Source organism: Bacillus cereus group sp. MYBK195-1 (assembly GCF_051916605.1).
GTDB lineage: Bacteria > Bacillota > Bacilli > Bacillales > Bacillaceae_G > Bacillus_A > Bacillus_A cereus.
The window spans coordinates 1,142,037-1,168,004 of record NZ_JBQAGZ010000001.1 but is presented as its reverse complement, the minus strand read 5'-3'; the positions used below and the strand labels follow the sequence as shown (position 1 = coordinate 1,168,004).

Genomic DNA, 25,968 nt, shown 5'->3' with positions numbered 1-25,968 from the left:
AGATTAGAACGTATGTTCTTAGCAATTACATACAGTAAGGAGATAGAACAATGGTATACGACACAAAAGCAATTTCTTGGAATGAATCTTTAAAACAACTTCAACGCCGCTATACACACAAACAAGTTGACCGAAAAGAATTTGAGGATATTGAACTGATGGAATTCTTCCGCGATAACGACTACATTTCTTTACCTACACATATAAGCGGCCTATCAAAAACACGTTTTACTTCTTACTCTATTTTCACAACTGAAGATAAAGATCGTAAAGTTGGCACACTTATTATTGAGTATGTTGAAGACGATAATAATAATTTATGTGTTGAACAACTATACTTCGTTTAAACTATAACGCTTGGTCAAAATGACCAAGCGTTCTTGCTTTCTATGAATCTCACTGTATATAATATGAATAAAAGAAAACCGCTATCATTAAGGGGGGATATGCTTGCTCGAAGGATGGTTCAGTTGGTTCATTGTATTATGGACGGTTATTTTGTTAGGGCTTATGTCTATCGGTGGATACTTTATGTTCAGAAAATTCCTGAAACGATTACCAAAAGAAGACGGCATGTCCATTTTGGATTGGGAAGAACACTACATAAATAAAACGAGACATTTATGGGCTGATGAACAAAAACAATTGTTAGAAGAGCTTGTAAGTCCTGTTCCAGAACTATTTCGTGATGTTGCAAAATCAAAGATTGCTGGAAAAATCGGAGAACTTGCATTACAAGAAAATGCCTCTCAAATTACACAAGACTTAATTATTAAGGGATATATCATTGCCACACCAAAGCGTGATCATAAATTTTTAATAAAAAAACTACAAGAAAAAAAGATTGATTATTCTAACTATCGATCTTTACTCGCAAAGTAACTTCATATTATTTTCGATAAAAAAGACAGCGCCTTTGACGCTGTCTTTTTATTTGGTACATATACAGTTTTTAAGTTAGCTTCATATCTTTTTCATTATAAAAACCATCTTCTTTTTCCATTTCCTTCTGTAATTTCGTAAAGGAACGATACATTGCAATTCTCCATGACACAATCATCGCAAACGCAAGTAAGAAGAACATGCCACTAAGTTGTCCTAAATCAAGAGATTGACTTAAGTAGGTTTTAAATACAATCCGCACTACAAGTAATCCAATTAATATGAAAACAAAGGCTTTTGAACGCTTCAAATAAATCTCTTGTCCTCTAATTTCAAATTTAGATGTTTTAATAAGAAAAATAGAGAAAATCAAACCGACACCAATTGCTTCTAACATTTCTGCTGGAGTTAATCGAAATTCAGGAAAAACATACATCAATGCACCCGTACTCATAAAAAATGGTGGAAGTATAATTTTTTTCAATGTTGCAGGTTTCTTAGCTGCTTTTAAACGAATAAACATCGCACCGACAGCCATACAAACAGCAACGATACTTGATAAAAGAACTATGTTCATATTTTCTCATCCTTTTTTGTGGCTATATGCAAAATATACTTTCATTATATGCTTTTCCGTTAGTATTTCCAACATTTTCGCAGAATAATACTAAAAACCAGTAAAACCACCAAATAAACTTGAGAAATATACGATAATTTTCGTCATCCAGTTAAAGTATAGGAAGACACCCATAACAATCATAATATATCCTCCGACTTTCATGAAGGCCATACTATTTCTTTTAATCCAAGACATTTTCGTAATAAAGAATGACAGTACGAAAAACGGGATTGCAAATCCAAGTATGTAAGCAATCATATATATCATTGCTGATTCTGGATTTGTTGCTGCTAATCCAATTACAGACACTAGAATTGGTCCGGTACATGGCGTCCATCCTGCTGCAAAAGCTAATCCTATTAGTACTGATCCAAAATAGCCACTTGGACGATTTTTAAATGTAAATTTACGGTCTTGCATTAAAAATTTCGGCTTAAACACCCCGACAATAATTAAGCCGAACACGATGATAAATATACCACCTAACTGTCTGATTAAATCTTTATAGTCAGTAAAGATTCCTCCAATAAAACTTGTACCAAATCCAATTGCAATAAATATAATTGAAAATCCAAGTAAGAAAAACGCTGTATGTATCATACTTCTTTTGCGAAGCATTGCATTTTCTTCTTTCAATTCAGAAACCGACATACCTGTTATGTACGATAAAAATGCCGGGTAAAGCGGTAAGCAACATGGGGAAATAAATGATAAGAACCCGGCGCCAAACGCTAAAAAAATACTAATATCTTGCATCATTCCACTCCTCTCCCTAAATATTGTAACAAAAACACATAAAAATACTATGAACAATTCGTGAAATCACTTTTACAACGTGGCAATAAGAAAAACCGCACTTCCTCACAGTTTCTAATAAAACGTTTTCATTTCCTTCTATTATATAGAAAAAAACCAAATGGATTATAAAACTCCTTTAATTGTTATTACCATAACAAAGGTAACATAGTTTCTCAAATAATTAGCACGTTACTAGTACGTCTATATACATATTGGTTTAAAAAATATTTTTTTCAAATGCTATCTCTATACAATGCAAAGTTTATTTTATAATACTTCTACTATTAAAAATTTCAAGATTATGCATAAATATCATACTTTTATTATTATTCTATAAAATGTCATACTTTTCTTTCATTTGACCCTTTATTTCTAATTTTGTATACTTCCCTCTAGTTATATATTTTCGATACGGAATAACTTCATATAGATGGGAGGAATTTTTCATGCTTCGTTATTCTCTTTTAGTTTTATTAGGAGCGTGTAGTTATGGAATTTTAGCTATTTTTGTTAAGCTTGCATATGCAGAAGGATTTTCACTTGGAGAGGTAATTGGCAGCCAATATTTGTTCGGTTGGATTATTTTGCTTGCTATTACACTTCTATTTTCTAGACATCGCGTTCCTTTAAAGCAAGCATTACTTTTATTCGTTGCAGGAACATCTGCAAGTTTTACCGGAATTTTTTATTATGCTTCATTAAAAACTGTACCAGCTTCTATTGCAATTATTCTTTTATTCCAATTCGTTTGGGTCGGAATTATCATTGAAGCAGTCGCAACAAAAACATTACCTTCAAGAGAAAAAGTTATTTCTGTTATTTTCTTACTTGTAGGGACATTTTTATCAAGTGGTTTACTTGAACAATCAGTAGGTGCTTTCGATACGACTGGGGTCATTTTAGGTTTATTATCTGCTGTTACATTCGCAACATACATTTTCGTAAGCGGAAAAGTTGCTGTTGAAGTACCTTCATTACCGCGCGGTGTTCTCTTAATGACTGGTGCTTTAACTTTAGTCATGATTGTATTCCCACCAACATTTATTTTTAATGGTGCCATTTCTCAAGGTCTTTGGAAATACGGTTTAGGATTAGGAACATTTAGTATCGTTATTCCATCTATTGCCTTTACAATCGGGATTCCAAAAATCGGTTCTGGCTTAGCGACTATTCTTGGTGCAGCGGAACTACCAGTTACAACAATTATGTCAGTATTCGTTTTAAAAGAGGCTGTACTATCTTCACAATGGTTCGGTGTATCACTTATTTTAATTGGGATTGCAATCCCGCAAATTGCATACGCAATGCGTGGACGTTATCGTAAACATCATACGCATAAAAAAGTCGCAGCATAAAGTGAAACTTTAATTAGTTGAACCAATCGGACTGCCCATTAATACAGGATAAACGAGAGAGGATTTTCATTTGAGAATCCTCTCTTTTATTGTTGTATACTTATGATAAATATTTTGCTGAAGAAAGAAGGCATACTACATGGTATCTATTTCAAATCAACTAAAAGAAAAACTTATTTCCATCCGTCGACATTTACATGAGTATCCAGAACTATCATATGAAGAGTTCGAAACAACAAAAGCAATAAAAAATTGGTTAGAAGAAAAAAACATTACTATCATTGATTCCAATTTAGAAACAGGAATTATCGCTGAAGTGTCTGGTAATAAAAACGGACCAATTGTAGCAGTTCGTGCTGATATTGATGCCCTTCCTATTCAAGAAGAAACACATTTGTCCTATGCATCTAAAGTACGAGGGAAAATGCATGCTTGTGGACACGATTTTCATACAGCTGCTATTTTAGGTACTGCTTTCTTATTAAAAGAAAGAGAATCTTCCCTAAATGGAACGGTTCGCTTCATATTCCAACCAGCTGAAGAAAGTAGTAATGGCGCTTGCAAAGTTATTGATGCTGGACATTTACGTAATGTGCAAGCGATTTTCGGCATGCATAATAAACCTGATTTACCAGTAGGTACAATTGGCATTAAAGATGGTCCACTGATGGCCGGAGTTGATCGATTTGAAATTGAAATTCACGGAGTTGGTACACACGCGGCTGTACCAGATGCTGGAGTAGATCCTATTGTCGCATCCTCTCAAATTGTGATGGCACTGCAAACAATTGTAAGCCGAAATATAAGTTCATCTCAAAATGTAGTTGTTAGTGTTACAAATATTCATGCAGGAAATACGTGGAACGTGATTCCTGAAAAAGCTACGTTAGAAGGAACGATTCGCACATTCCAAGCTGAAACACGTGAAAAGATTCCAGCACTCATGGAGCGTATTATTAAAGGTGTATCTGATGCATTAGGTGTAAAAACGAAATTCCGTTTTTATTCAGGTCCTCCTGCTGTTCACAACGATAAAGCTCTTACAGACTTATCTACTCAAGTTGCCACAAAGATGAATCTTAATATCATCTCGCCTAGTCCGTCAATGGCTGGAGAAGATTTCTCATTTTACCAACAGGAAATACCAGGTTCATTCGTCTTTATGGGAACGAGTGGTACACATGAATGGCATCATCCTGCTTTTACAATTAATGAAGAGGCACTGCCTATAAGTGCAGAATACTTTGCTTTACTAGCCGAAAGAGCACTTAAACAATTCTCATAAAAAAAGCCGTTCAAAGTGCATCTCAGCACCCTGAACGGCTTTTCTTATTAAGTTAAATCACGTTTTAAAAACACAGTATATGAAATACATAAAAATACGAACAAATAAAGTAACAACATACATGATGCAAACGGGAATGTTACTCCATCAATAAAACTTCCATTCTTTGAAATACTATATAAATCTGTGTTTGCTGGCAATAAATATTTCGCCCAGTTATATCTAGTGGCTGCTAATAGCGCAATATTTCCTGATAAAGCAAGGAATAGTGAAATACCAATTGCACCTCCACTAGATCTCGTTAACACAGAAATCATACATGCAAACGATGCGTACACAACCGTTGGTAACCACGATAAAACATAATATTTACTTGCTTCTACAAAAATGTTTTGTTTTATTATATTTCCATCTTGGAAAATAAACTCACTCCATGCAGGCTGTTGGAATTTATAAATAACAAGTCCACATAAAGCGGAGAAGATCATATTAAATATAAATAATAAAGCTGCAAATATAACGATTGCTAAAAATTTTGCTGTTAAAATTTTAAAGCGACTCGCTGGTCGTATCGTTAAAAATTTATATGTTCCCCAGCTATATTCATTCGCAAAAATTGTACTTGCATACACGAGGATAAATGGGAGCAAAATTGGAAATACGATAAAACCTGTATCTCTCATGAAAGAAAGTGGAGAACTGCTTGCCGGTGCTGTATCCGTATCTAAATGCTTCATCTTAAGCTGGTATTCTTTTACAAGCTCATCCCCTGATTTTTCTGCTAAAATAGCTTCTTTTTTCATGCCAAGCTTTTTCTCAATTTCTACAGTTCGTTCTGTATAATCTACTTTCCATCCTTTTGTTTCCGGTTCAAAATACTTTACCGTAACCCATCCTAATCCGATTATTAATACTGCAATAACTGCAAATGGAATAATCGTTCGCTTCCGCTTAAATATTTTATACAGTTCGTTATATACTAAATTAAACAATATCTTTTCCCCCTGTTAATTCTAAAAATTGCTCTTCTAACGTTTTTCTTTCTTCATATACACGATACACTTGAATATTTTTCTCAAGCAATGTACGAATAACATTTGGGATTTCTTCATCTTTTACATTAATAAGTAATTCATTATCTTTTACTAAAACATCATGCCCTAATATTTCTGCTGCTTTATTCGCATCATCTACACGTATACGGATCGTCTCCATCTCTTCGCTTTGGCTATGCTGAATATTTTGCGTAGCCACATATTGCCCGTGCTGAATAATGATAACTCTGTCACACATTAATTCAACTTCTGAAAGTAAGTGACTTGATACAAGTACAGCTTTTCCTTGTTCATGTGCAATTTTTTTTATGTACATTCTCATTTCATGTATTCCACTAGGGTCTAATCCATTTGTCGGTTCATCTAGTATCAGCACATCTGGATCGTGAATAAGCGCCTGAGCGATTCCTAAACGTTGTCTCATGCCGAGTGAATATGCTTTTACTTTACGATCAATTACTTGTCCCATCCCTAACAATTTCACTACTTCATCGATACGTTCTTCGGTCACATTACCATTCATTCGTCCGAAATATGTTAAATTTTCATAGCCGCTTAAAAAAGGATAAAATTCAGGTGTCTCAATTACCGCTCCAATTTTCGCAGCGGTTTTTTCGAATTGCTGTTTCACAGATTGACCATCAATCCATACTTCACCTTCGGTCATACGGATCATACCAACCATCATTCTCATTAAAGTCGTTTTTCCAGCACCGTTTGGTCCGAGTAAACCGACAACCTCGCCTTTTTTCACTTCAAAACTAATATTTTGTACAAGTGTCTTTGATCCGATTCGCTTCGTTAACCGATCGACTTTTACAATTGATTGTTCATTTGTCATTCTATACAACCTTTCCTTCCCATTCTTTGTCAGGTCTTTTCACTGTAACATGATTATTTTTATGTGTAAAATAGAAAAAAGCATGATTTCTCATGCCCTTTCTCTAAACCGCAACGAATTTTCATCTTTTAAACTTCGAACAAATCGATAACATTGCATCATCGATATTAAAACGACAGTCATCATAATTATACTAATAATTACAACTGCATATATTGTAATTGGCGCACTATTTATTCCTTGTATCCCTGCGACTTTCATAAAGATAACCGTGAATAATTTCAAAAATAGCATCCCATTAATTAATCCAAAAACAAATGCTGCTCCATAAATGAATAATTGCTCCTGACATAATACACATAGTACCTCTTTTCTTTTCATATTTTCTGCTACATAAGATATAAACTCCTCCCTCCTCACATGCAAAAGGGAGTACATCATTTTATATGTAGTAAAAATACATATGAAAATTAGTACAATAAAAAGTGTGTAAAAATACATTTGAAATACAAATGCATCCCCTACTTTCAAAATAGCTCCTTCATTAAATTGTAACGATATCATAAAAAACAAAATCATAGTACTCATAGCAATCCACATAAATTGCTTCATCCTTTTGGTAGCAAATGTTCTAATATTTTTTCTCGCTAACCGACATAAAGACATAAAATTCTTCCCCTACCTTATTACATACGCATTCTATACTACTAGTGTATAAAAATATGACATTTTAAACATCGCACTACAATCGGAATTTCTTCTAAGTCTTTAGTCCTAGAAAACGAAATGATAAAAATCACATTTAGAATATAATTGTAAAAAGGAGGAGATTGCATGCGTATAAAATTACTATTAATCTTGTCTTTATTATTATTCACAAGTTGTAGCCAACTAAAAAACAATGAAGTTGCCATTGTTGAGCCATACAAATTAACAACAGAGCAGGCTTCTATTTTACAAATGACTCCTTTTCAAGAAGGAAATAGCATATTTTATAACGTTACGCTAAAAAATGAGAAAGATGAAATAAATGCTACGATTGATTATTATAACAATGGTAAAAAAACAAAAGAAATTGCTAATATAGCTACATCACATTTTTCAAAAAAGAAAGTAAAGCTTTCTTTTTTACCACCACATTTCCAATTCGATAAAGATATACAAGAAAAAAGGCAGTGGTATATGAATATTGATGGTGGTTCAACGCTTGTTCATGAAGAAGCACCACCAAGCGTAAATAGCTCCGCAACTACTACAATCCCATCTATAAAAAATTTAAAATACAATCAAAAAACAACTTTAGCTGCTGTAATCCAAACAAGTAAAGAAACTGTAAGCGTTCCTACCATTGATGAAGAAACAGGTATTGATCTACTCTTAAAAGAAAATGAACACGTTTATCTATTTAGTATCGAGCTAAAAAAAGAACAATAAAGCGGAAATGCAACTTAAGTTGCATTTCCGCTTTATTGTTTAATAAGGTGTACTTTTATGGATTTGAATTAAATCCATTTTCTGCTACTACTATTATTCATCTTCTACTTCTATTCTTTTCTTCTCTCTTGCAATTTTTAAAAACTCTAGCAACTCTGGATTACTATTCATTTTTTTATAAGCCACTGACATTTCTGCAACAAAATTAGAATCATATAACTCTTTATATACAACTTCTGTTTTATATAACTTATTTGCCGACACGGGTATTACTGTAATTCCAATCCCTGCTGCTACAAGCCCCATAACTGTTTGATACTCTGTTGCTTCTTGTACAATACGTGGACTAAATCCAACTTCTCTACAAAGAGATAAAATTGTATCATACAAAGCTGGCCATACTGGTCTCGTAATAAATACAAACGGCTCATCTCGTAAATCTTCTATATGTATTTCATCTTTCTCTGCAAGTGGATGTGCCTTTGGTAAACATAAGGTGCAAGATAACCTTTGAATTGGCTCTAATTCTAATAATTGCGTTGGAATTGGTGGACGTAAAAAGCCAATATCGATACGGTTATCATGAAGTGCATGAACTTGATCTGGTGTTGACAATTCATGTAATGCAACAGACACTCTCGGAAATTTCTTTCTATATTCCCTAACAATTGATGGTAAAATATCATATATCGCCGCACCTACAAAACCAATTGAAAGTGATCCTACTTCTCCCCTTTGCGCACTTTGTGCAACTTCTACTGCTTTTTCAATTTGTTCAAACGCCTTTTTTACTTCTTTTAAAAACATTTCTCCTGCTTCTGTTAGTTCAACCTTTCTTTTCGTTCTTGAAAATAATGTAACTCCCATTTCTTTTTCTAATTGCTGTATTTGTTGACTAAGTGGTGGTTGTGTCATTTGTAAACGAGCAGCCGCCCGTCCAAAGTGTAACTCTTCTGCCACAACAACAAAATATTGCAAATGCCGTAATTCCATTTTTGGACACCCTTTTCACTTTCGATTAATATGTCTTATATATTAATAACATATAATTTATATATTAGACAAATATTTTGAATGAACGTATAGTAGAAATTGTTAATTCTTTTTTACAATTTTTATGTAACAAAAGAAAGAGGTGGTTACTGTATGAAATGGTGGAAGTTAAGCGGACAAATTTTATTACTATTTTGTTTCGCTTGGACAGGTGAATGGATTGCAAAACAGGCACACCTCCCAGTTCCAGGAAGTATAATCGGTATTTTCTTATTATTAATTTCATTAAAATTTAACCTAGTTAAAAAAGAATGGATACAGGACGGAGCAGATTTTTTATTAAAAGAACTTATTTTATTTTTCATCCCTTCTGCAGTCGCTGTCATACGTTACAGAGATACACTAACACAATATGGAATCGATCTCATTTTAATTATTATGATTAGCACTCTTTGCGTTACCTTAGTTACAGGACTTTTAACAGAATTGCTACTAAAGCGGAAAGGATCAACGCAATGATCGGATTTCTTTGTTTACTATTAACACTATTCACATATTGGCTATCAAAAAAAATGTATCAACGCTGGAATTGGAGTCTACTTTCTCCTCTTCTCGTCTGTCCCATTATTTTAATTGCTTTATTGCTCGGATTAGATACACCTTATGAAACATATGAATCTGGTGGTCATTGGTTAACTGAATTATTAAAACCCGCAACAGTTGCTTTTGCATGGCCAATCTATAAATACTTTGATTTATTAAAGAAACATGGAATGGCTATCTTACTTAATGTCATTGTCGGTTCGTTTTTATCAGTCATTACTTCAGCACTACTAGCAAATTATTTTCAAATTGATTCATCACTAGAACATAGTTTAGCGCCACATATCGTAACAACACCAATCGCAATGGCTATTTCAGAAATGATTGGTGGTATGTCACAATTAACTGCTGTATTTGTCGTTTTAACTGCCTTAACAGGAGCATTGCTCGGTCCTTCTCTCATACGTATTTGCCGTATTAAAACAGCAATCGCAAAAGGTATTATGTTAGGAACGAGCGCAAATGGAACCGGTACATCAAAAGCATTCGAAATCGGTCCTGTGGAAGGAACAATCGCAAGTTTATCCATGCTTTTAACAGCAGGCGCTAGTTTAGTTATCGTTCCGCTTTTCTTGTCTTGGATACATTAAAGAAGCAAGTATTTACATACTTGCTTCTTTATCTATATATCGGCACAGCAATTCATAATCCTCTGGAAAAGCTAAACACAATTGTTCAACTTCATGTATCCCTTTCCAAGCAATTTCATGTATTAACTCATCAGGATCTTGGATTTTCATATTACCGCCTATTTGTTTAACAAAATAATAATGGACATACACTGGAACACCGTATGTAATACCCTCTTTTTCATATATTTTATTTACAACTTCCACATTGTAACCTGTTTCTTCCCAAACTTCCCTGATACAACATTCTTCTAGTGTCTCTCCCTTTTCAAGTCCTCCACTTGGGACAGACCACCTTTTTTCTTCTCCCTCTTTGCCCTGCAGTACCATTAAAACTTCCTTTCTTTCATTTACACATACCGCTGCACTACCTATCCATCTCTCCATAAACATCCCTCCCCTACTAAAATTCGCCCTCTTTTTTATTTTCCCCTTGAAAAAAAGAGGAAAAAAATAAAACAATGACGAAAGATTACATCAACTTCATAGGCAATCCCTTCTTAGAAATTAAAACTGGAAGGATGAAAATATGATTTCTAATTATGTTGTGGAATGTGTCTTTTGTGAAGAAAATCGAAAGCCTCGCCAAGCTATTGTCACAGTTCCCGCGACTACTCAGCTACTAGCCCTTGAAAAAGTGCGCGCGGAATGCAAACGTCGCTTCGGAAAAACTGTATTATTGCAAACAGAAATTAAAGAAGAAATAATTTTCGAACAAAAAGAAAGCTGACCATAAATTGGTCAGCTTTCATATCCGATCATATTTTCACATGAAGATTAGGGGCATCCTCTTTAAGGATCGGGATTTTCCCATTATGTACGTTCCATAATGGTCATCGAACAATATATTTCTATACAATTAACTATTGAATAGAATAGGGCAAAACTTGTTCGCATTTTTAGAAAAGGGATAGGGATATAATTCAAGTAGTACTTCGAATACTCGAACTTTACACTCATAATATTAAAACAAATCCTTTTATATGGGAAATATGAATTACCTACATAATTCATTCGTAAAATATATTAATAGTTTGCTATATTAATTTTATCCTGCTATTTGTAAGCAGTAACCCCCTACTTATTATAATTTCACTTTATTCCATCAATAGCATACATCCAGCTAAAACCGGTGTCATAATCATCGAAAACCTCAAAAGCATTCGCGGTGCATAATTTGTAAACTTCGCGCCAATATATGCCCCTAACATGGTCCCAATTAATACTTGCAATAACAATATATAATCTAAATATCCTTCCGAACTATATCCTAGCCCGCCTCCAATTGCAATCGGTAATATAACAAGCATTGTTGTCCCTACAGATTGCTGAATCGTTAGTCCCAATAGAACCATTAATCCAAGCTGAATAAACGGTGCAGAACCAATCCCAAATGAACCAGCCATCATTCCAGTAACTAATCCAAGGCATATACATTTCAACAAGTAGTTCATGGAAAACTCTTTATGCTTATATAAAGATGACTGTTCTTTGTTTTGGAACATAATTAATTTAATAAACATAAAAATTGCCGATAAAAATAACATCCCAGCTGTAAACCAATGAAGAAGATGTGCTGGTATAAGTGAACCAAATTTAGAACCAATATAAGAGCCAATTGCGCCAAATCCCCCAACAATCCCGCCTATAATAAATGCAACATTGCCTTCACGGTAATGACTGACAACACCTGATAATGTCGTAAATGCCATTGCAGTTAAAGATGTTGCAAGAGCAACATGAATAGGAATATGAAATACTAAAGTGAGTATCGCGATAATAAACCCAGCTCCTCCAGCTCCAACAAATCCTAATAAAATACCCATTACTAACATTGTTATAATAATTGCCACAGACTTTCCCTCCAGTAACACAATTATCCATCATATTTATCCTTACATACAAATAAAAAGCATCCTAGACGGATGCTTTTTATTTCAATAATATGTACTTAATCTTGATTAATCAAAATAACCGCTGGACCAGCTACTACTACTCCAGCTACTTCTATTTTTTCAAATTCCTTTACTGTAATAGATATAACTCCTTCTCTTTCCATCAATTCTTTACTCAGGACATCAGTCGGGATTGCTTTCACCGTCTTACCTCCTTTTCATTTATACAATATGATAAAGTGAAACTTTCATCATTGGGTTTTTGTCCGTACTTATTGATTATTAACGCTCACCAATCGGGCGAATAATCACCCAATGCATCTATATATATGCATCACCTCCGCTTTCATTCCTTATTCCACTCAAAAACCTTCTCCCCCTTCCGTGATATATTGAAAAATAAAAAAGAAGCTATAACATATAGCTTCCCTCTACGTTTCTTTAATCTTTATGCACCGTATATTCCATGACTTTACCATCTCTATCAAATTGTAAAATAAGCTGTTCGCTATCTATTGGAATAAAGCCACGTTCAGTCCCAAGATAATACAAAGTGATAACTCCTTCTTCCCCACTTCTCGTTTCCGTTGGGGCTCCTAACAATTGTGTAATTTCTTCATTTGATTTCCCTATTAATTTATATTTTTGTAATAGATCATCTACCATATGTACCCGCTTATCTGCATGATTTAACCATCTATTTTGATTAAACTTTGATGTATATTCATTTACACTTAGTTGTACAGTGCACACTATTAATGGTATGAGTGCTACTATTAAAACCCCCAACATTTGCTTCTTTTCTTCATTACGATTTTTAGAAACATATAAAATAACCCTTTGAATCGTAACTAATAAAACAAATGGTATGAATACTACAAAAATGCTCCTTACACTTAAGGGTATATGGACCCTATCAATGACGAATATAAATACAATGTACATTACTATATACAAACAAAAATAGACATATAAAATGCCACGTAGCATAGCGTTCAGAAAGCTCTCCCCTTTTAACTCACAATATAATTCATCAGGCTAATCATTTCTCGAATCTGTTCTAATTCTTGCTCTGTATATACTACTTTCCCTGTTAAGATTTCATTTCTAAAGAACATTACAATTTGCTCCCGATCTTTTAATCTAGGTGTTTCCTCACTAGAAAGGTCTACTATTGCTTTTCCATTTTTATTATAAAAATATACAACTGGTTTTACCTTTTCTTTTATACTATTAGCCTGCATTTCATTCAAACAATTGTATAAAATTTGAGATAGTTTCTTCGCCTTATATACTGGATTCCCTTCATTTTTCACTTGTATAGTTGACGAATCTTTACCTACTATATATTCAAATGTTTCTTCTTTATCAACTTCTTGTTGATACTTACCCATTTCATCAATCATAAATGAATATATACCAGCATTTTCTTTCGTTAAACCATGAATTAATTTCTCGTTCCATTCTTTCGTCTCCAGTAGATAAATACCAGTTTTGCACAAGATAAGATGATGGATTCGATTATCGTTTATTTCACTATTGTTTTTAATAAAAACATTCGGCATGACTTGAAATTCAGCATCTAATATGATGCCTTGCTCTATGAATCCTCGCTTCATATAATGTAATGTTTCGTACGTATTCATTTCAGCACCGTTTTTAGTATATTCTCGTAAATTTGCAATTAATTTTTGAAACATATGTATTTCGTTATTATGTTTATTTTGCATTTCACTACGTTCTTTACTATGCTGCACAGCTAATTGATTTTTCATCATACGCATATTTTCAATTTCTCTATTTGCACTTACTTGTAAATCATTGTATTTTTTCTGTTCCATATTTTTTAAATTATTTTGTTGTTCTTTATGCTCTATCACCGTAGCTGCAATTTCATTTTTATACGTTTCAATCGCTTGTTTCTTTTCAAATTCTACTTGCTGACTCTCTGATTCTAACTGTTTATTTTTATAAAACAGCACAAATACTACAGCTAATAATATTAAAACCGCACCTATTAGCACATAATTCATATTTTTACCCCTTTATTTCATTTTCGATTATTTTTTATAAATATATCTACTATAGTATACTATGGTTTCGATATAGACTTTGTAAAAGTTGTATATTTTTAATAAAAGGCACCTCTGACGGGGCACCTTTTATTTTCACTCTATTGTACACCATACTGAATATAACTCGGATCGTAGTATATCCATTGATTTGTCCCTAAGCAAAGCCATCCATCTTGCTTACTCCATACTCGATACGATTCACCATGATGTAACTGTCTTATAACATTTCCATTTAATGATGGAGCATCACGCAAATTTACATTATCACCAGTAATAGTCGCCACATAATGTTTATACTGAATATAACTCGGATCATTATATACCCACTGATTTGTCCCTAAACAAAGCCATCCATCTTGTTCTCCCCAAACTTCATATGTTTCGCCACGATTCAATTGGCGAATTACACTAGACTGCAAAGATGGTCCACTTCTCAAATTCACATTATCTCCATTAATTATAGCAACCCCGTACACTGGAGTTGCATTATTAGGCGGGGAAACATTACCTCCACCACTTGCTCCATTCCCTTTTAAAGCTTCTAATGAAACTGCAGCTGATACATCACAATTTCCTACGCCTGAAATTTGTCCAGAATCTGTGTACTGCCACGCTGTCCACGCTGTCCATCCACCCGCATCAGCAGGCGGTGTACTCGAGTATTTAGCAATCCAAAGCGGTATATCACTTAATCCGCTAATTCCGAACTCATTAATATACCAAACTCCTGTATATAACATTACATCTTTTCCAGTAGCCTGTTTCACATAATTTATGAAGCTTCTTGCCCAATTCGATATAGCGTTACCAGTTAAATTACTGTTGCTCGGATCTGTTGGTGATTCTAAATCCAGAACTGGCATTAAGTCTGTCTGGTTATTTTGTAATATACTCACAAAATATTTCGCCTCTGAAATTGCATCATTTTGTTCTGGGCGTGCAAAATGGTATGCACCAATTAATACATTCGCATTTCGTGCTGCTTGTACATTCTTAGTAAAAGTAGGATCAATGTAGTTTACACCTTCTGTCGCTTTTGCATACGCTGCTGGAATTCCAGATGCCTTCACTGCATTCCAATCAATATTCCCTTCCCAATGAGACACATCAATAAACGTAACATTTGAACCTGATCTGTTTTGCATATAAAATCTCCTATCATTTTTTTTACTTCGTATACATACAATATGTACAAGTTTCATAAGAGGACACAACATTTATGCTATAGAAACAAAGAGTAAACATATTTTGTATACAAAATAAAAAAGACCTTGTATTACAAGGCCTTTTGCAAACTCACTTTATTTTGTAGCAAGTACATATTATAATACAAACCTTGCTCACTTAGTAATTCTTGATGTGTTCCTCTTTCTACTATCTCTCCATCATGCATCACAAAAATTTGATCTGCATCTTGAATTGTAGATAACCTATGCGCAATGGCTATCGTCGTTCTACCTTTTCGCATTTGTTGCAACGCTGTTTGAATAGCCTCTTCTGTTTCTGTATCGATATTAGCTGTTGCTTCATCTAATACTAATACTTTCGGATTCGTTGCTATCGTTCTAGCAAAAGCAATTAATTGTCGTTGACCGCTTGAAAATGCTGCACCTCTTTCTACTACTTCTGTTTCATACTGTTTTGGTAACTTTTCAATAAACGTATTCGCTTGCACAAATCGAGCAGCTTCTTTTACTTCTTCATCCGTAATTTCTTCATTATACATACGAATATTTTGCTTTACATTTCCAGCAAATAAAAATGCATCTTGCAATACGAGTCCTATTTTCTTTCTAATTTCTCGTTCTTCAAATTTTTCTAAATCTACACCGTCTATTACAATATTTCCTGACTTAATATTATAAAATCGCATTAACAAATTCATAATCGTACTTTTTCCGCTACCAGTATGCCCAACAAAAGCAACCGTTTGCCCTTGTTTCACGTGAAATGATACATTTTTTAAAACGTCACGCTTTCCATCATATGAAAAAGTAACATTTTTAAATTCAATATCCCCATCCACAACTTGAGGATTCTCATTGCCTTTTTGAACCGGTGCTAAATCTTTCTCGTCCATTAAATGAAATACACGTGATGACGAAACAAGTGCCTGTTGGAAAAAGGACAATTTCATCATCATCTCATTTACAGGTTGGAAAAAACGATGTATATAGTTAACAAAAGCATATAAAACTCCTACTTCAACAGGGCTCTTTAAAGCATCAATCCCAAATAAACCTAGTACTAACGCAATAGCTACAATATGCACTAAATCCGTAGCCGGTCGTAAAAGTAATGCGTCTAACTTCAAAGTACGTCGCCCTGCACTATAATGTTTATTATTCACTTCTTCAAACTCTTTTCTCATACGTTTTTCTTGTCTGAACACTTGAACAATATTCATTCCTTGTATGGACTCGTTCAATTTTGCATTTAACACGCTTAATTGATTACGTACTTCTAAATAAAAAGCTGCACTTTTCCGGCGATATAATACCATAATCGCAAACATGATCGGAATTAATACGAGAGAAAATAGCGCTAATTTTACATCTAATAAAAACATCGCTATTAAAATACCTACTAAAAAGACTACATTTTTCACAAATGTTGATAATACACTAACATAAAAATCTTTAATCGCTTCCGTATCATTCGTTATACGAGATACGAGCGTACCAATTGGCGTACGATCAAAGAAACTTAATGACAGCTTTTGAACATGTTCATATACTTCGACTCGCATATCTTGAACAATCTTAAAAGCAATGTTCTGAAAGTACAATAGATTTAAATACGTAAATAATACTTTTAATAAATGAGCAACTATGTAAATTACAAATAAAGTAACGAGCGCTGATCGTTCAAAATCCCGCGGTACTAGGTGTTCATCGAGGAATTGTTTAATTAAAAAAGGCCCCATCATTTCCGTTACTGTCGCACCAACTAAAAAGATAAATGCTAAAGATAGCAACCCTTTATATGGCTTCATATAAGAAAGCAATCTACTTAAATCACTTCGCTTCTTCTCTACCATCATACGCCTCCTTTCTCGACTAAAGCTTCTAATTGCTGGCTTTCATACATTTCCTTATACCAGCCGTTTTCCTTCATTAATTCCTCATGTGTACCTCTTTGTACAATTCTACCTTCATCAACAACAAGAATAAGATTGGCATGCTGAATTGCACTTAATCGGTGTGCAGTAATAATCGTCGTTTTCCCTGCTCTTTCCCTCTTTAAGGCACTTAAAATCGTCTCTTCTGTTTTTGCATCTACTGCTGATAAACAATCATCCAAAATTAATATTTCAGCATTTGTTAATAAAGCACGAGCAATAGAGATTCGCTGTTTTTGACCACCAGATAACGAAACACCTCTTTCCCCTACTACTGTTTCATATCCTTCTGAAAATTGGAGGATGTCATTATGAATACAAGCAATCTCTGCAGCTTGGGTAATTTCATTATATGTAGCATCCGCCTTTCCAAAGGCAATATTCTCACCAATACTTGCTGAAAATAAAAAATGATCTTGCGGCACGTATGAAATGGCAGAACGGACACCATGAAGTGTTATATCTCGAATATCTCGCTCCCCAATTTTTAATTCACCATTAAAATGATCATACTCACGGATTAAACATTTTAATAAAGTCGTTTTCCCTGCGCCTGTACGTCCTACAACTCCTAGCGTTTCACCCTTCTTCAAATCAAAGTGAATATCGTTTAAATGTAACAATTCATTTTTCTTATACGAAAATGAATCAACGGCAAACGAAACATTACCGCTCGCTATTGTATGTACAGCATTTTCGCTATTTACTACATCTGATTTTTGTGAAAGAATTTTTTCTACACGGTCATATGAAGCACGCCCACGCTCCATAATATTGAATAACCATCCAAACGCTAACATTGGCCAAACAAGGGTACCTAAATATGTCGTAAATGTAACGAGATCACCTACTGTTAATTCACCTCTTACAACTAATACCGATCCATAACATACTGCGATTAAAAAAGAAAATCCAACGATAAGAGAGATTGTCGGATCAAATAACGAATCAATACGTGCAACTAACACATTTTTATGTACAACATCTTCTGATTTTCTTCGAAACGCCTGCAAATCTTCTTTCTCTTGTCCAAGCGAGCGAATCACTTTCATTCCACTCATACTCTCTTGCACTTTATCATTGATTTCCGAAAACGATTGCTGTGCTTTATGAAACCTTTTATGTAATAAAGTTCCATAATAATTTGTCGAAATAGCTACAATCGGCATTGGAATTAAACTTAATAATGTTAACTTCCAACTAATTGTAAAACCCATCGCTACGAGTACACATCCTCCGACAGCTAATGAGTCAACAAGCGTCAAAACACCTGCTCCAGCAGTTTGCTGGATCGCTTGAATATCATTGGTCGCATGTGCCATTAAATCACCTGTTCGATTTGACTGATAGAAAGATGGGCTCATCTTTGTAAAATGTTCATATAAATTTTTTCGTAATTGGCGAGCTAATTTTAATGAAGATCCGAAAATCATAATACGCCATATGTAACGTAATATGTACATCGTAATACCTACAATTACTAATAGTACAACCCAATTTAGTAACTTATTGGTCGTCAATGTTCCATCATTAATTTCATCTACAACGATTCCAATTACTTTTGGTGCTACAAGTTCTAAAAGTGCAACGCCAAACAATAAAATAATTCCAGTTATGTACGCTCGTTTTTCTTGTTTAAAAAACCACGCTAAATTCATAAACACTTTCATTTTTTTCCTCCTCCCTTAAAATGAGCGATGTTTTCAGTTTACCAAAAATACAGAATTTTTAAAAGTTTTAAAAACTATAACTAACAAAAAAGAAAGACACTCTTAGCGAGTGTCTTTTAGCGCTTATTTCATTTGTTGCTTGTTCATTGCGCTCATCATTTGATTGATTTTCTTTTGGGAAGGTTTTTGTCCCATTTGCATCATCATCATTTTTAACATTTGTTCGTTAATTGGTGGATTTTTTTGTAAGTAATTCATCATATATTTGCGGGCAATGAAAAATCCTAACGCCACGCCTGCTACTAGTGCTACTACGCCCACTAGAATACCTAACCAAATTGGCATATATTTTCCTCCTTCATGTTGTCTACCTTACAGTGTACTAAAACCTTTTCAATAAGACAAGATACAATTCGACATTTTTTACACATATGTTCGTACTTGTTTTAGAGGATTCAGCCATCCGTACTTTGTATTTTCATAATCCATAGCTAAAAATGTTAATTCACACTTTCTTAACACCTCAAAGAATGTCGTTTCCATAGAGACATTTCCAGAGGTATTCATACGAATATAGTGCGGTTTCACCATTATTTCGCCGTACTCCGCTCCCGTATAAAGTGTATGTGTATGATGTGTTCTATCATATTTACCAAGAACGCGCAAAGCTTGTTCTAATTTATGATGAATTTTCATTACTTGCAATGGCATCGTTATATACATCATTTGCTTATATAACACTTTTTTCTCCGAAAGGGACCCAGATTCTGAAAATCGAGCAAATAAATCAAAAAACAAATATTCACGACCAAAATAAGCTTTCGCAATATCCTCTTGAATTAAATACAATTCATACGTTTTCATTTTTCCACTCCCAATCTGGACAACCTTTTCTCTTCATTATATATAAGAAAATTTGCAATGATTGTCTGACTGCGGAGAGATAAAAAACTTTTTCTGTCGAAAAAACTCATTTACATAGAAAAACCTCTCCATGCCGGAGAGATTTTTCTGAAATCATTAAAGCATTTCTTTTACTTTACGAACAACGTTCTCTACAGTAAATCCATACTCTTCCATAATCTTCTCACCAGGAGCAGAAGCACCGAATGAATCGATACCTAACACATCTCCTTCAAGACCTACGTAACGGTGCCATCCGAATGTAGCACCCATTTCGATTGCGAAACGTTTTGTTACTGCTTTTGGTAATACAGATTCTTTGTACTCTGCAGTTTGAGCTTCGAAGCGATCCATAGATGGCATGCTGACAACAGCTGCGTCAACGCCGTCTACTGCTAATGCTTTTTGAGCTTCAACAGCTAGGCTTACTTCAGATCCAGTTGCAAGTAAGATTACGTCAGCCGTTTCTTTCTTGCTTGCAGAAACTACATATGCACCTTTTGCTACTTTTTCATACGTATCATCTTTTGCACCTTCTAATGTTGGAAGGTCTTGACGAGTTAATACTAAAGCAGTTGGTTTGTTTGTAGATTCTAAAGCTAGTCTCCAAGCTGCAACAGATTCGTTACCATCAGCAGGACGGATAACAGAAACGTTTGGCATTGCACGAAGCGCTGCTAATTGCTCGATTGGTTCATGTGTTGGACCATCTTCACCAACAGCGATACTGTCATGTGTGAATACATACGTTACTGGTAATTGCATTAATGCTGCAAGGCGAATTGCTGGACGTAAGTAATCAGAGAATACGAAGAACGTACCACCGTAAGTTTTTAAACCACCATGTAGTGCAATACCGTTCATTGCTGCACCCATTGCGAACTCACGTACACCGTACCAAATGTTTTTACCGCTGTAATCATCTCTTGTAAAGTCTTTTTCGTTATTCATGTATGTTTTGTTAGAACCAGCAAGGTCAGCAGATCCACCGAAGAATGATGGTACAGACTCTGCAATTGCATTAATTACAGCACCAGAAGAATTACGAGTTGCTGCTTTTGATCCTAATTCATAAGTTGGTAAGTTTTGCTCCCAACCTTCTGGAAGTTGACCGTTCATTGCTGCTTGGAATTCGTTTGCTAATTCTGGGTATGCTTGTGCATATTCACCTAGCATCGTGTTCCACTCAGCTTGCGCAGTTTCACCAACATCTTGTACTGTTTTACGGAAGTTGTCATATACTTCTTCTGCTACGTGGAAGTCTTGCTCAGCAGTCCAAGCATATGCTTCTTTCGTTAATTTTGTTTCTTCTACACCAAGTGGAGAACCATGTGAAGCTGATTTTCCTGATTTGTTTGGAGAACCGAAACCAATTGTCGTTCTTACTTCAATTAGCGTTGGGCGTTTTTCGTCAGCTTTCGCTTCTTCAATTGCTTTCGCGATTGCTTCAATATCGTTTCCATCCTCAACACGGATTACTTGCCATCCGTATGCTTTGTAACGATCTTCTACACTTTCAGAGAATGAACGATTTAAATCGCCATCTAATGAAATATCGTTTGAATCATAAAGCACAACAAGACGACCTAATTGTAAATGAGCAGCTAATGAAGATGCTTCAGCAGAAACGCCCTCCATTAAATCTCCATCACCACAAATAGCGTATGTATAATGATCTACTACATTATACGCATCACGGTTATATTTAGCAGCTAAATGTCTTTCAGCCATTGCCATACCTACAGCAGTTGCAATACCTTGTCCAAGTGGACCAGTCGTTGCATCTACACCAGCTGTATGACCGTACTCAGGATGTCCTGGAGTTTTGCTTCCCCATTGACGGAAGTTCTTTAAGTCATCCATTGTTACATCATAACCAGATAGGTGAAGTAGGCTGTATAATAACATTGAACCATGACCTGCAGATAATACGAAACGATCACGGTTAAACCACGTTGGGTTATTTGGATTGTGTTTCATAAATTGAGTCCATAATGTATAAGCCATTGGTGCTGCACCCATTGGCATTCCTGGGTGACCAGAGTTTGCTTTTTCAATCGCATCGATGGATAATGTGCGAATCGTGTTGATAGAAAGTTGTTCGATTGAATGTGACATGCTATTCTTCCCTTCGCTTATATTAGTAAACGTTTTATACATTTATATGATAGCTTCCCACGCAAGATTATACAACATGTATCGACAAATATGTTGATATTTTTTTGATTTTTTATAAAAAAATCAATGTTTCCGGGAATGTATGGGCATTCAATATGACATACTTTTTCATTATTTTTATTTTAAAAAGAAAGGGAATTATCTGTATATTTATACAATTTTCTTCTATACTTACGTTTTTAAAAACATAAAAAAGCATCTAACTTCGATGCTTTTCAAATAAGTTAAACAATCCTTTTCCGAATCGAACTTGAAATCCAATCAATTATAATTACCATTAAAATGATACCTAATAAAATAATCCCAACACGAGACCAATTCCGTGAACTCAGCGCAAAAATTAAAGGTGTACCAATCCCTCCTGCTCCAATAACCCCTAAAATCGCAGCGGATCGTACATTAATTTCAAATCTGTATAACGTATACGATAGAAAATCCGGTAACACTTGTGGTAACACTGCATACCAAAGTATTTGAAAACGGTTTGCTCCTGTTGCTAGTAACGCTTCCGTCGGTCCATTATCTATGTTTTCAATTCCTTCTGAATATAGTTTCCCTAACATTCCAATAGAATGTAATCCTAAGGCCAATACTCCTGCAAAAGAGCCTGGACCAACAGCTTTTATAAATAAAAGAGCCATAACTAATTCAGGAAACGTACGAACAAAACTAAGTACAAATTTCCCAGATCCTGAAGTTAATTTTCCACTACTCATATTCGTTGCCGCCCAAAAGGCAAACGGAACAGATAAAAATGCAGAAATAAATGTACCTAATATTGCAATTGCCAACGTATCAATTAATCCATGTAATAAATCTTCACCATCTGGCAAAGATACATACGACCAGTCTGGATTCAATATCCCTGTCATAATTGCTTTCGTAATTTCACCTGCTGTGTCCTTTATCCCCTCTAATGGCACTCCTGAAAAGGCCCATGCATATACAACTGTAAGTGCTATTAAAATAATCCAGCGATATATACTCGGTTTCTTCGGTTTTGGCACAATCATCGTCGTTCTATTCATTATAGTTTCTCCCGCAACAATGTACTAATGTAGTCAATTAACAAAACAACAATAAGGGTATAAATAATTATAGAAGCAGTTTGTTTATATTGTAAAAATCCAAGTGTACGATCATAATATAATCCAATACCACCTGCTCCTACTAAACCTAGGACAGCCGCTGCACGTACATTCACCTCAAATGTATATAGTACATAGGAAACAAAGTGTGCTTTTACTTGTGGAATGACTCCATAAACAATCCATTGCACCTTATTAGCCCCTACAGCTGTCATCGCTTCTAGTGGGCCCGGGTCAATTGATTCAATTGATTCATACAACAATTTCGCCACGAGCCCAATTGAGAAAAAAGTAAGAGCTAAAATACCCGGAAGTGGTCCTATTCCAAAAATAGCTACGAAAATTGCCGCTAATAATAAATCTGGTATCGTTCGAATAAAATTTAAAATCAATCGAGCTGGACTGTATAAAAATGTACTAGTAAACACATTACTTGCCGCAAACAGTGCAAGTGGAATAGCTAAAATCGCTCCTAAAGTCGTCCCAATAATCGCCATACGTATTGTATCTAACATTGCTGTTGTAATAACTTGAAAATAACTCCAATCTGGCGGCACCATTTCTTTTAACAAATCCATCATATTAGGAAAACCAACTACTAGCTTTGAAAATGATGCGTCGACCTGTATACTACTTCCCCACAACAGTAAAATGACTAGAATAAACGTTAACATATGTTTTAACTTACTCGGCGGCTTCGGTATCGATTTCGAATATATCGTTACGTCACTCATTTAACTGCCACCTCTAACAATTCATTTTTCTGTGCTACATCTCCATAAATTTCAGCAAATTTTTCATCTGTCGCCTCTTCTACTGAACCATCAAAAACAATTTCTCCTGCATGTAATCCAATAATACGTGTCGCATATTGCCTAGCTAAATCAATAGAATGCAAATTCACAATTGTTGTAATTCCAAAATCTTCATTGATTTTTTTCAAATCATTTAATACTTGCTTTGTCGTAAGTGGATCTAACGATGCAACAGGCTCATCTGCCAATATGATTTTTGCTTCTTGTGCCAATGCTCTAGCTATTGATACACGTTGCTGTTGTCCTCCTGATAATTCATCAGCACGTGCATATGCTTTTTCTAAAATATTCACTCTTTTTAACGCTTGAAATGCGAGCTCCACATCTTCTTTCGGAAACAAACCTAACGTTGTACGTAATGTGGAATGATATCCAATACGACCAGCTAATACATTTTTTAATACTGTTGATCGCTTTACAAGATTAAAACTTTGGAAGATCATACCGATATCCCGGCGCATACGCCTTAATCCTTTTCCTTTCGCAGCAGTAATAGACTCACCTTCAATAATGATTTCTCCTTCGGTAATCTCATGAAGACGATTTACGGATCTGAGAAGTGTAGATTTTCCAGCTCCAGACAGCCCTACCATTACAACAAACTCACCTTTTTGAATTTTCAAGTTTATATTATTCAATCCTTTTGTACCGTTTGGATACACTTTGGAGACATTTCGAAACTCTATCACACATCTTACCTACCTTCTATGTATTCAAAACGGCAAACTAACTGAAAACATCCCCTTTCAGCTAGCTGCCATTTCCATATGTATTATTGCGTTTTTACTTTCTTCCCATATTCACGAACGATATCAAATTTACTATCATCAGATTTAACATATCCTTCATGTGAATATACTTCTTTAATGATTTTGTGACCTTCCTCATTCTTTCCAATTTCAATGAAAGCATCTTGTAATTTCTTGCTCCACTCTGCATCTAAATCAGATCGTACAGAAATTGTATCGTTCGGAATTTTCTCAGTAAATTTCACTATTTTCGTTTGATCAAATATATTCGGATAATCTTTTTTTACAATATTACGAGCATCTTGGAATACAACAGCCGCATCTACGTCACCATTTAAAAGAGCAATAAGCGACTGATCGTGACCTTTTAATGTAACAGGTTTCACATCTTTTAACGGATCAATTCCCTCTTTTAATAGAACAGCTGCAGGCCACACATATCCCGCTGATGACGTTACATCTTGATAGCCAATTTTTTTACCTTTTAAATCTTTTACACTATTAATATTTGAATCTTTCTTAACAACAAACTCAGATTTATAAAAGTCTACTAAATCCTTTGTAGGGGCTCCCGTTTCATCATCTACCCCAAAACGTTGTGCTTGTAAAATTACGTTTGCAGCCTTTTTCTCATGCGCTAGCACATACGCTGTTGGAGGTATAAACCCTACATCTACTTGCTTAGATGCCATCGCTTCTACAATTGTATTGTAGTTCGTTGAAATACTAACTTTTACTGGAATATTTAACTTATCACTTAATAGCTTCTCAAGCGGTTTTGCCTTTGCCTCTAACGTATCCGCATTTTGGGAAGGAACAAATTGAACATTTAAGGTCTTTGGTACATAACCTTTTTTCGTATCTTCATTTTTACTTGCACTTGACTCTTTCGTCCCGCAGCCACTTAATAATCCCGCAGCTAGTACAACTGTTGTACTCATTGCAAAAACTTTTTTCAACATATTAATGCCTCCATTTTC

General features: G+C 34.7%; 30 protein-coding genes. 8 read left to right on the top strand and 22 right to left on the bottom strand.

The genetic code is table 11. The features are described 5' to 3' along the window. Nucleotides 1–50 precede the first annotated feature (50 nt). Both ACTFRY_RS06255 and ACTFRY_RS06250 read left to right on the top strand, forming a co-directional pair. On the top strand, nucleotides 51–347 hold the full coding sequence (locus ACTFRY_RS06255) for a hypothetical protein (protein ID WP_000262397.1): 297 nt from the start codon (nucleotides 51–53) through the stop codon (nucleotides 345–347). Nucleotides 348–450: 103 nt separating this feature from the next. Then, entirely contained in the window at nucleotides 451–882 is a 432-nt protein-coding gene (locus tag ACTFRY_RS06250; protein WP_000889373.1) for a DUF2621 domain-containing protein, read from the top strand. A 70-nt stretch (nucleotides 883–952) separates the two neighbouring features. Here the strand turns inward: ACTFRY_RS06250 and ACTFRY_RS06245 are convergent, their stop codons facing one another. The 3 genes from ACTFRY_RS06245 to ACTFRY_RS06235 all read right to left on the bottom strand — a co-directional run bounded on the left by ACTFRY_RS06245 (nucleotide 953) and on the right by ACTFRY_RS06235 (nucleotide 2,423). Further along, nucleotides 953–1,459, bottom strand: a complete 507-nt coding sequence (locus ACTFRY_RS06245; RefSeq protein ID WP_001028440.1) for a CcdC family protein — start codon at nucleotides 1,457–1,459, stop codon at nucleotides 953–955. Between the two features lie 90 nt (nucleotides 1,460–1,549). Next, nucleotides 1,550–2,257 carry a cytochrome c-type biogenesis protein CcdA gene (gene ccdA / locus ACTFRY_RS06240; RefSeq protein WP_001152676.1) on the bottom strand — a complete coding sequence of 236 codons (708 nt, stop codon included), beginning with the start codon at nucleotides 2,255–2,257 and terminating at the stop codon, nucleotides 1,550–1,552. A gap of 16 nt (nucleotides 2,258–2,273) precedes the next feature. Beyond that, nucleotides 2,274–2,423: a peptidase T gene (locus ACTFRY_RS06235; RefSeq protein ID WP_080008939.1), complete on the bottom strand. Its 150-nt coding sequence runs from the start codon at nucleotides 2,421–2,423 to the stop codon at nucleotides 2,274–2,276. A 322-nt stretch (nucleotides 2,424–2,745) separates the two neighbouring features. Between ACTFRY_RS06235 and ACTFRY_RS06230 the strand changes: the two genes are divergently transcribed. After that, entirely contained in the window at nucleotides 2,746–3,654 is a 909-nt protein-coding gene (locus ACTFRY_RS06230; protein ID WP_000947046.1) for an EamA family transporter, read from the top strand. Nucleotides 3,655–3,793: 139 nt separating this feature from the next. Next, nucleotides 3,794–4,939, top strand: coding sequence for a M20 peptidase aminoacylase family protein (locus ACTFRY_RS06225; protein ID WP_000253679.1), 1,146 nt, complete (start codon nucleotides 3,794–3,796; stop codon nucleotides 4,937–4,939). Between the two features lie 47 nt (nucleotides 4,940–4,986). Here the strand turns inward: ACTFRY_RS06225 and ACTFRY_RS06220 are convergent, their stop codons facing one another. The 3 genes from ACTFRY_RS06220 to ACTFRY_RS06210 form a co-directional block, all read right to left on the bottom strand. Beyond that, a complete protein-coding gene (locus tag ACTFRY_RS06220; protein WP_086424236.1) occupies nucleotides 4,987–5,931 on the bottom strand; it encodes an ABC transporter permease in 945 nt (314 codons plus the stop codon). Further along, on the bottom strand, nucleotides 5,924–6,835 hold the full coding sequence (locus ACTFRY_RS06215; RefSeq protein WP_000180623.1) for an ABC transporter ATP-binding protein: 912 nt from the start codon (nucleotides 6,833–6,835) through the stop codon (nucleotides 5,924–5,926). The genes ACTFRY_RS06220 and ACTFRY_RS06215 overlap by 8 nt, the downstream gene beginning before the upstream one ends. Before the next feature lie 90 nt (nucleotides 6,836–6,925). Beyond that, entirely contained in the window at nucleotides 6,926–7,501 is a 576-nt protein-coding gene (locus ACTFRY_RS06210; RefSeq protein ID WP_033694193.1) for an FtsX-like permease family protein, read from the bottom strand. Nucleotides 7,502–7,669: 168 nt separating this feature from the next. Here ACTFRY_RS06210 and ACTFRY_RS06205 point away from each other — a divergent pair, with 168 nt between their 5' ends. Then, entirely contained in the window at nucleotides 7,670–8,269 is a 600-nt protein-coding gene (locus tag ACTFRY_RS06205) for a hypothetical protein (RefSeq protein ID WP_044795305.1), read from the top strand. Between the two features lie 93 nt (nucleotides 8,270–8,362). Here ACTFRY_RS06205 and alsR read toward each other — a convergent pair whose 3' ends face one another. Next, nucleotides 8,363–9,262, bottom strand: a complete 900-nt coding sequence (gene alsR, locus ACTFRY_RS06200; RefSeq protein WP_000423234.1) for an acetoin biosynthesis transcriptional regulator AlsR — start codon at nucleotides 9,260–9,262, stop codon at nucleotides 8,363–8,365. Nucleotides 9,263–9,415: 153 nt separating this feature from the next. Between alsR and ACTFRY_RS06195 the strand changes: the two genes are divergently transcribed. Both ACTFRY_RS06195 and ACTFRY_RS06190 read left to right on the top strand, forming a co-directional pair. Then, nucleotides 9,416–9,781 carry a CidA/LrgA family holin-like protein gene (locus ACTFRY_RS06195; protein ID WP_000872365.1) on the top strand — a complete coding sequence of 122 codons (366 nt, stop codon included), beginning with the start codon at nucleotides 9,416–9,418 and terminating at the stop codon, nucleotides 9,779–9,781. Then, nucleotides 9,778–10,455 (top strand): LrgB family protein, encoded by a 678-nt coding sequence (locus ACTFRY_RS06190; RefSeq protein WP_000578965.1) that lies wholly within the window; start codon nucleotides 9,778–9,780, stop codon nucleotides 10,453–10,455. Before ACTFRY_RS06195 ends, ACTFRY_RS06190 begins: the two co-directional genes overlap by 4 nt. A 12-nt stretch (nucleotides 10,456–10,467) precedes the next feature. Here the strand turns inward: ACTFRY_RS06190 and ACTFRY_RS06185 are convergent, their stop codons facing one another. Continuing rightward, on the bottom strand, nucleotides 10,468–10,881 hold the full coding sequence (locus ACTFRY_RS06185; RefSeq protein ID WP_000442979.1) for an NUDIX hydrolase: 414 nt from the start codon (nucleotides 10,879–10,881) through the stop codon (nucleotides 10,468–10,470). Nucleotides 10,882–11,023: 142 nt separating this feature from the next. On the opposite strand from ACTFRY_RS06185, the gene ACTFRY_RS06180 reads away from it, so the two are divergent. Then, nucleotides 11,024–11,224 (top strand): DUF3903 domain-containing protein, encoded by a 201-nt coding sequence (locus tag ACTFRY_RS06180; protein ID WP_000625226.1) that lies wholly within the window; start codon nucleotides 11,024–11,026, stop codon nucleotides 11,222–11,224. A 367-nt stretch (nucleotides 11,225–11,591) separates the two neighbouring features. Here the strand turns inward: ACTFRY_RS06180 and ACTFRY_RS06175 are convergent, their stop codons facing one another. The 14 genes from ACTFRY_RS06175 to ACTFRY_RS06110 all read right to left on the bottom strand — a co-directional run bounded on the left by ACTFRY_RS06175 (nucleotide 11,592) and on the right by ACTFRY_RS06110 (nucleotide 25,950). Beyond that, nucleotides 11,592–12,347: a sulfite exporter TauE/SafE family protein gene (locus tag ACTFRY_RS06175; protein WP_016118474.1), complete on the bottom strand. Its 756-nt coding sequence runs from the start codon at nucleotides 12,345–12,347 to the stop codon at nucleotides 11,592–11,594. Between the two features lie 98 nt (nucleotides 12,348–12,445). Then, on the bottom strand, nucleotides 12,446–12,592 hold the full coding sequence (locus ACTFRY_RS06170; RefSeq protein ID WP_000644411.1) for a BC1881 family protein: 147 nt from the start codon (nucleotides 12,590–12,592) through the stop codon (nucleotides 12,446–12,448). A gap of 238 nt (nucleotides 12,593–12,830) precedes the next feature. Then, complete coding sequence (locus tag ACTFRY_RS06165) at nucleotides 12,831–13,379, bottom strand: hypothetical protein (protein ID WP_098617170.1); 549 nt, start codon at nucleotides 13,377–13,379, stop codon at nucleotides 12,831–12,833. 23 nt (nucleotides 13,380–13,402) lie between these two features. Further along, on the bottom strand, nucleotides 13,403–14,422 hold the full coding sequence (locus ACTFRY_RS06160; RefSeq protein WP_001110277.1) for an NERD domain-containing protein: 1,020 nt from the start codon (nucleotides 14,420–14,422) through the stop codon (nucleotides 13,403–13,405). Nucleotides 14,423–14,562: 140 nt separating this feature from the next. Beyond that, the gene (locus ACTFRY_RS06155; RefSeq protein ID WP_001181384.1) at nucleotides 14,563–15,609 is read right to left on the bottom strand and encodes a GH25 family lysozyme; all 1,047 of its coding nucleotides are present in this window, start codon (nucleotides 15,607–15,609) and stop codon (nucleotides 14,563–14,565) included. A 131-nt stretch (nucleotides 15,610–15,740) separates the two neighbouring features. After that, nucleotides 15,741–17,504: an ABC transporter ATP-binding protein gene (locus tag ACTFRY_RS06150; protein ID WP_000229517.1), complete on the bottom strand. Its 1,764-nt coding sequence runs from the start codon at nucleotides 17,502–17,504 to the stop codon at nucleotides 15,741–15,743. Continuing rightward, nucleotides 17,504–19,255 (bottom strand): ABC transporter ATP-binding protein, encoded by a 1,752-nt coding sequence (locus ACTFRY_RS06145; protein WP_098617171.1) that lies wholly within the window; start codon nucleotides 19,253–19,255, stop codon nucleotides 17,504–17,506. Before ACTFRY_RS06145 ends, ACTFRY_RS06150 begins: the two co-directional genes overlap by 1 nt. 123 nt (nucleotides 19,256–19,378) lie before the next feature. Next, nucleotides 19,379–19,600, bottom strand: coding sequence for a YneF family protein (locus ACTFRY_RS06140; RefSeq protein WP_001123317.1), 222 nt, complete (start codon nucleotides 19,598–19,600; stop codon nucleotides 19,379–19,381). A gap of 78 nt (nucleotides 19,601–19,678) precedes the next feature. Then, nucleotides 19,679–20,119, bottom strand: coding sequence for a sporulation inhibitor of replication protein SirA (gene sirA / locus ACTFRY_RS06135; protein WP_000860645.1), 441 nt, complete (start codon nucleotides 20,117–20,119; stop codon nucleotides 19,679–19,681). Nucleotides 20,120–20,275: 156 nt separating this feature from the next. After that, entirely contained in the window at nucleotides 20,276–22,276 is a 2,001-nt protein-coding gene (gene tkt / locus ACTFRY_RS06130) for a transketolase (RefSeq protein ID WP_098617172.1), read from the bottom strand. 284 nt (nucleotides 22,277–22,560) lie between these two features. Then, nucleotides 22,561–23,364 (bottom strand): phosphonate ABC transporter, permease protein PhnE, encoded by an 804-nt coding sequence (gene phnE, locus ACTFRY_RS06125; RefSeq protein WP_016118477.1) that lies wholly within the window; start codon nucleotides 23,362–23,364, stop codon nucleotides 22,561–22,563. Beyond that, a complete protein-coding gene (gene phnE / locus ACTFRY_RS06120; protein WP_047386637.1) occupies nucleotides 23,364–24,158 on the bottom strand; it encodes a phosphonate ABC transporter, permease protein PhnE in 795 nt (264 codons plus the stop codon). Before phnE (ACTFRY_RS06120) ends, phnE (ACTFRY_RS06125) begins: the two co-directional genes overlap by 1 nt. Continuing rightward, nucleotides 24,155–24,928, bottom strand: a complete 774-nt coding sequence (gene phnC, locus ACTFRY_RS06115) for a phosphonate ABC transporter ATP-binding protein (RefSeq protein WP_016111191.1) — start codon at nucleotides 24,926–24,928, stop codon at nucleotides 24,155–24,157. Before phnC ends, phnE (ACTFRY_RS06120) begins: the two co-directional genes overlap by 4 nt. Nucleotides 24,929–25,011: 83 nt before the next feature. Continuing rightward, nucleotides 25,012–25,950, bottom strand: a complete 939-nt coding sequence (locus tag ACTFRY_RS06110) for a phosphate/phosphite/phosphonate ABC transporter substrate-binding protein (RefSeq protein WP_098617173.1) — start codon at nucleotides 25,948–25,950, stop codon at nucleotides 25,012–25,014. Between the last annotated feature and the right edge of the window lie 18 nt (nucleotides 25,951–25,968).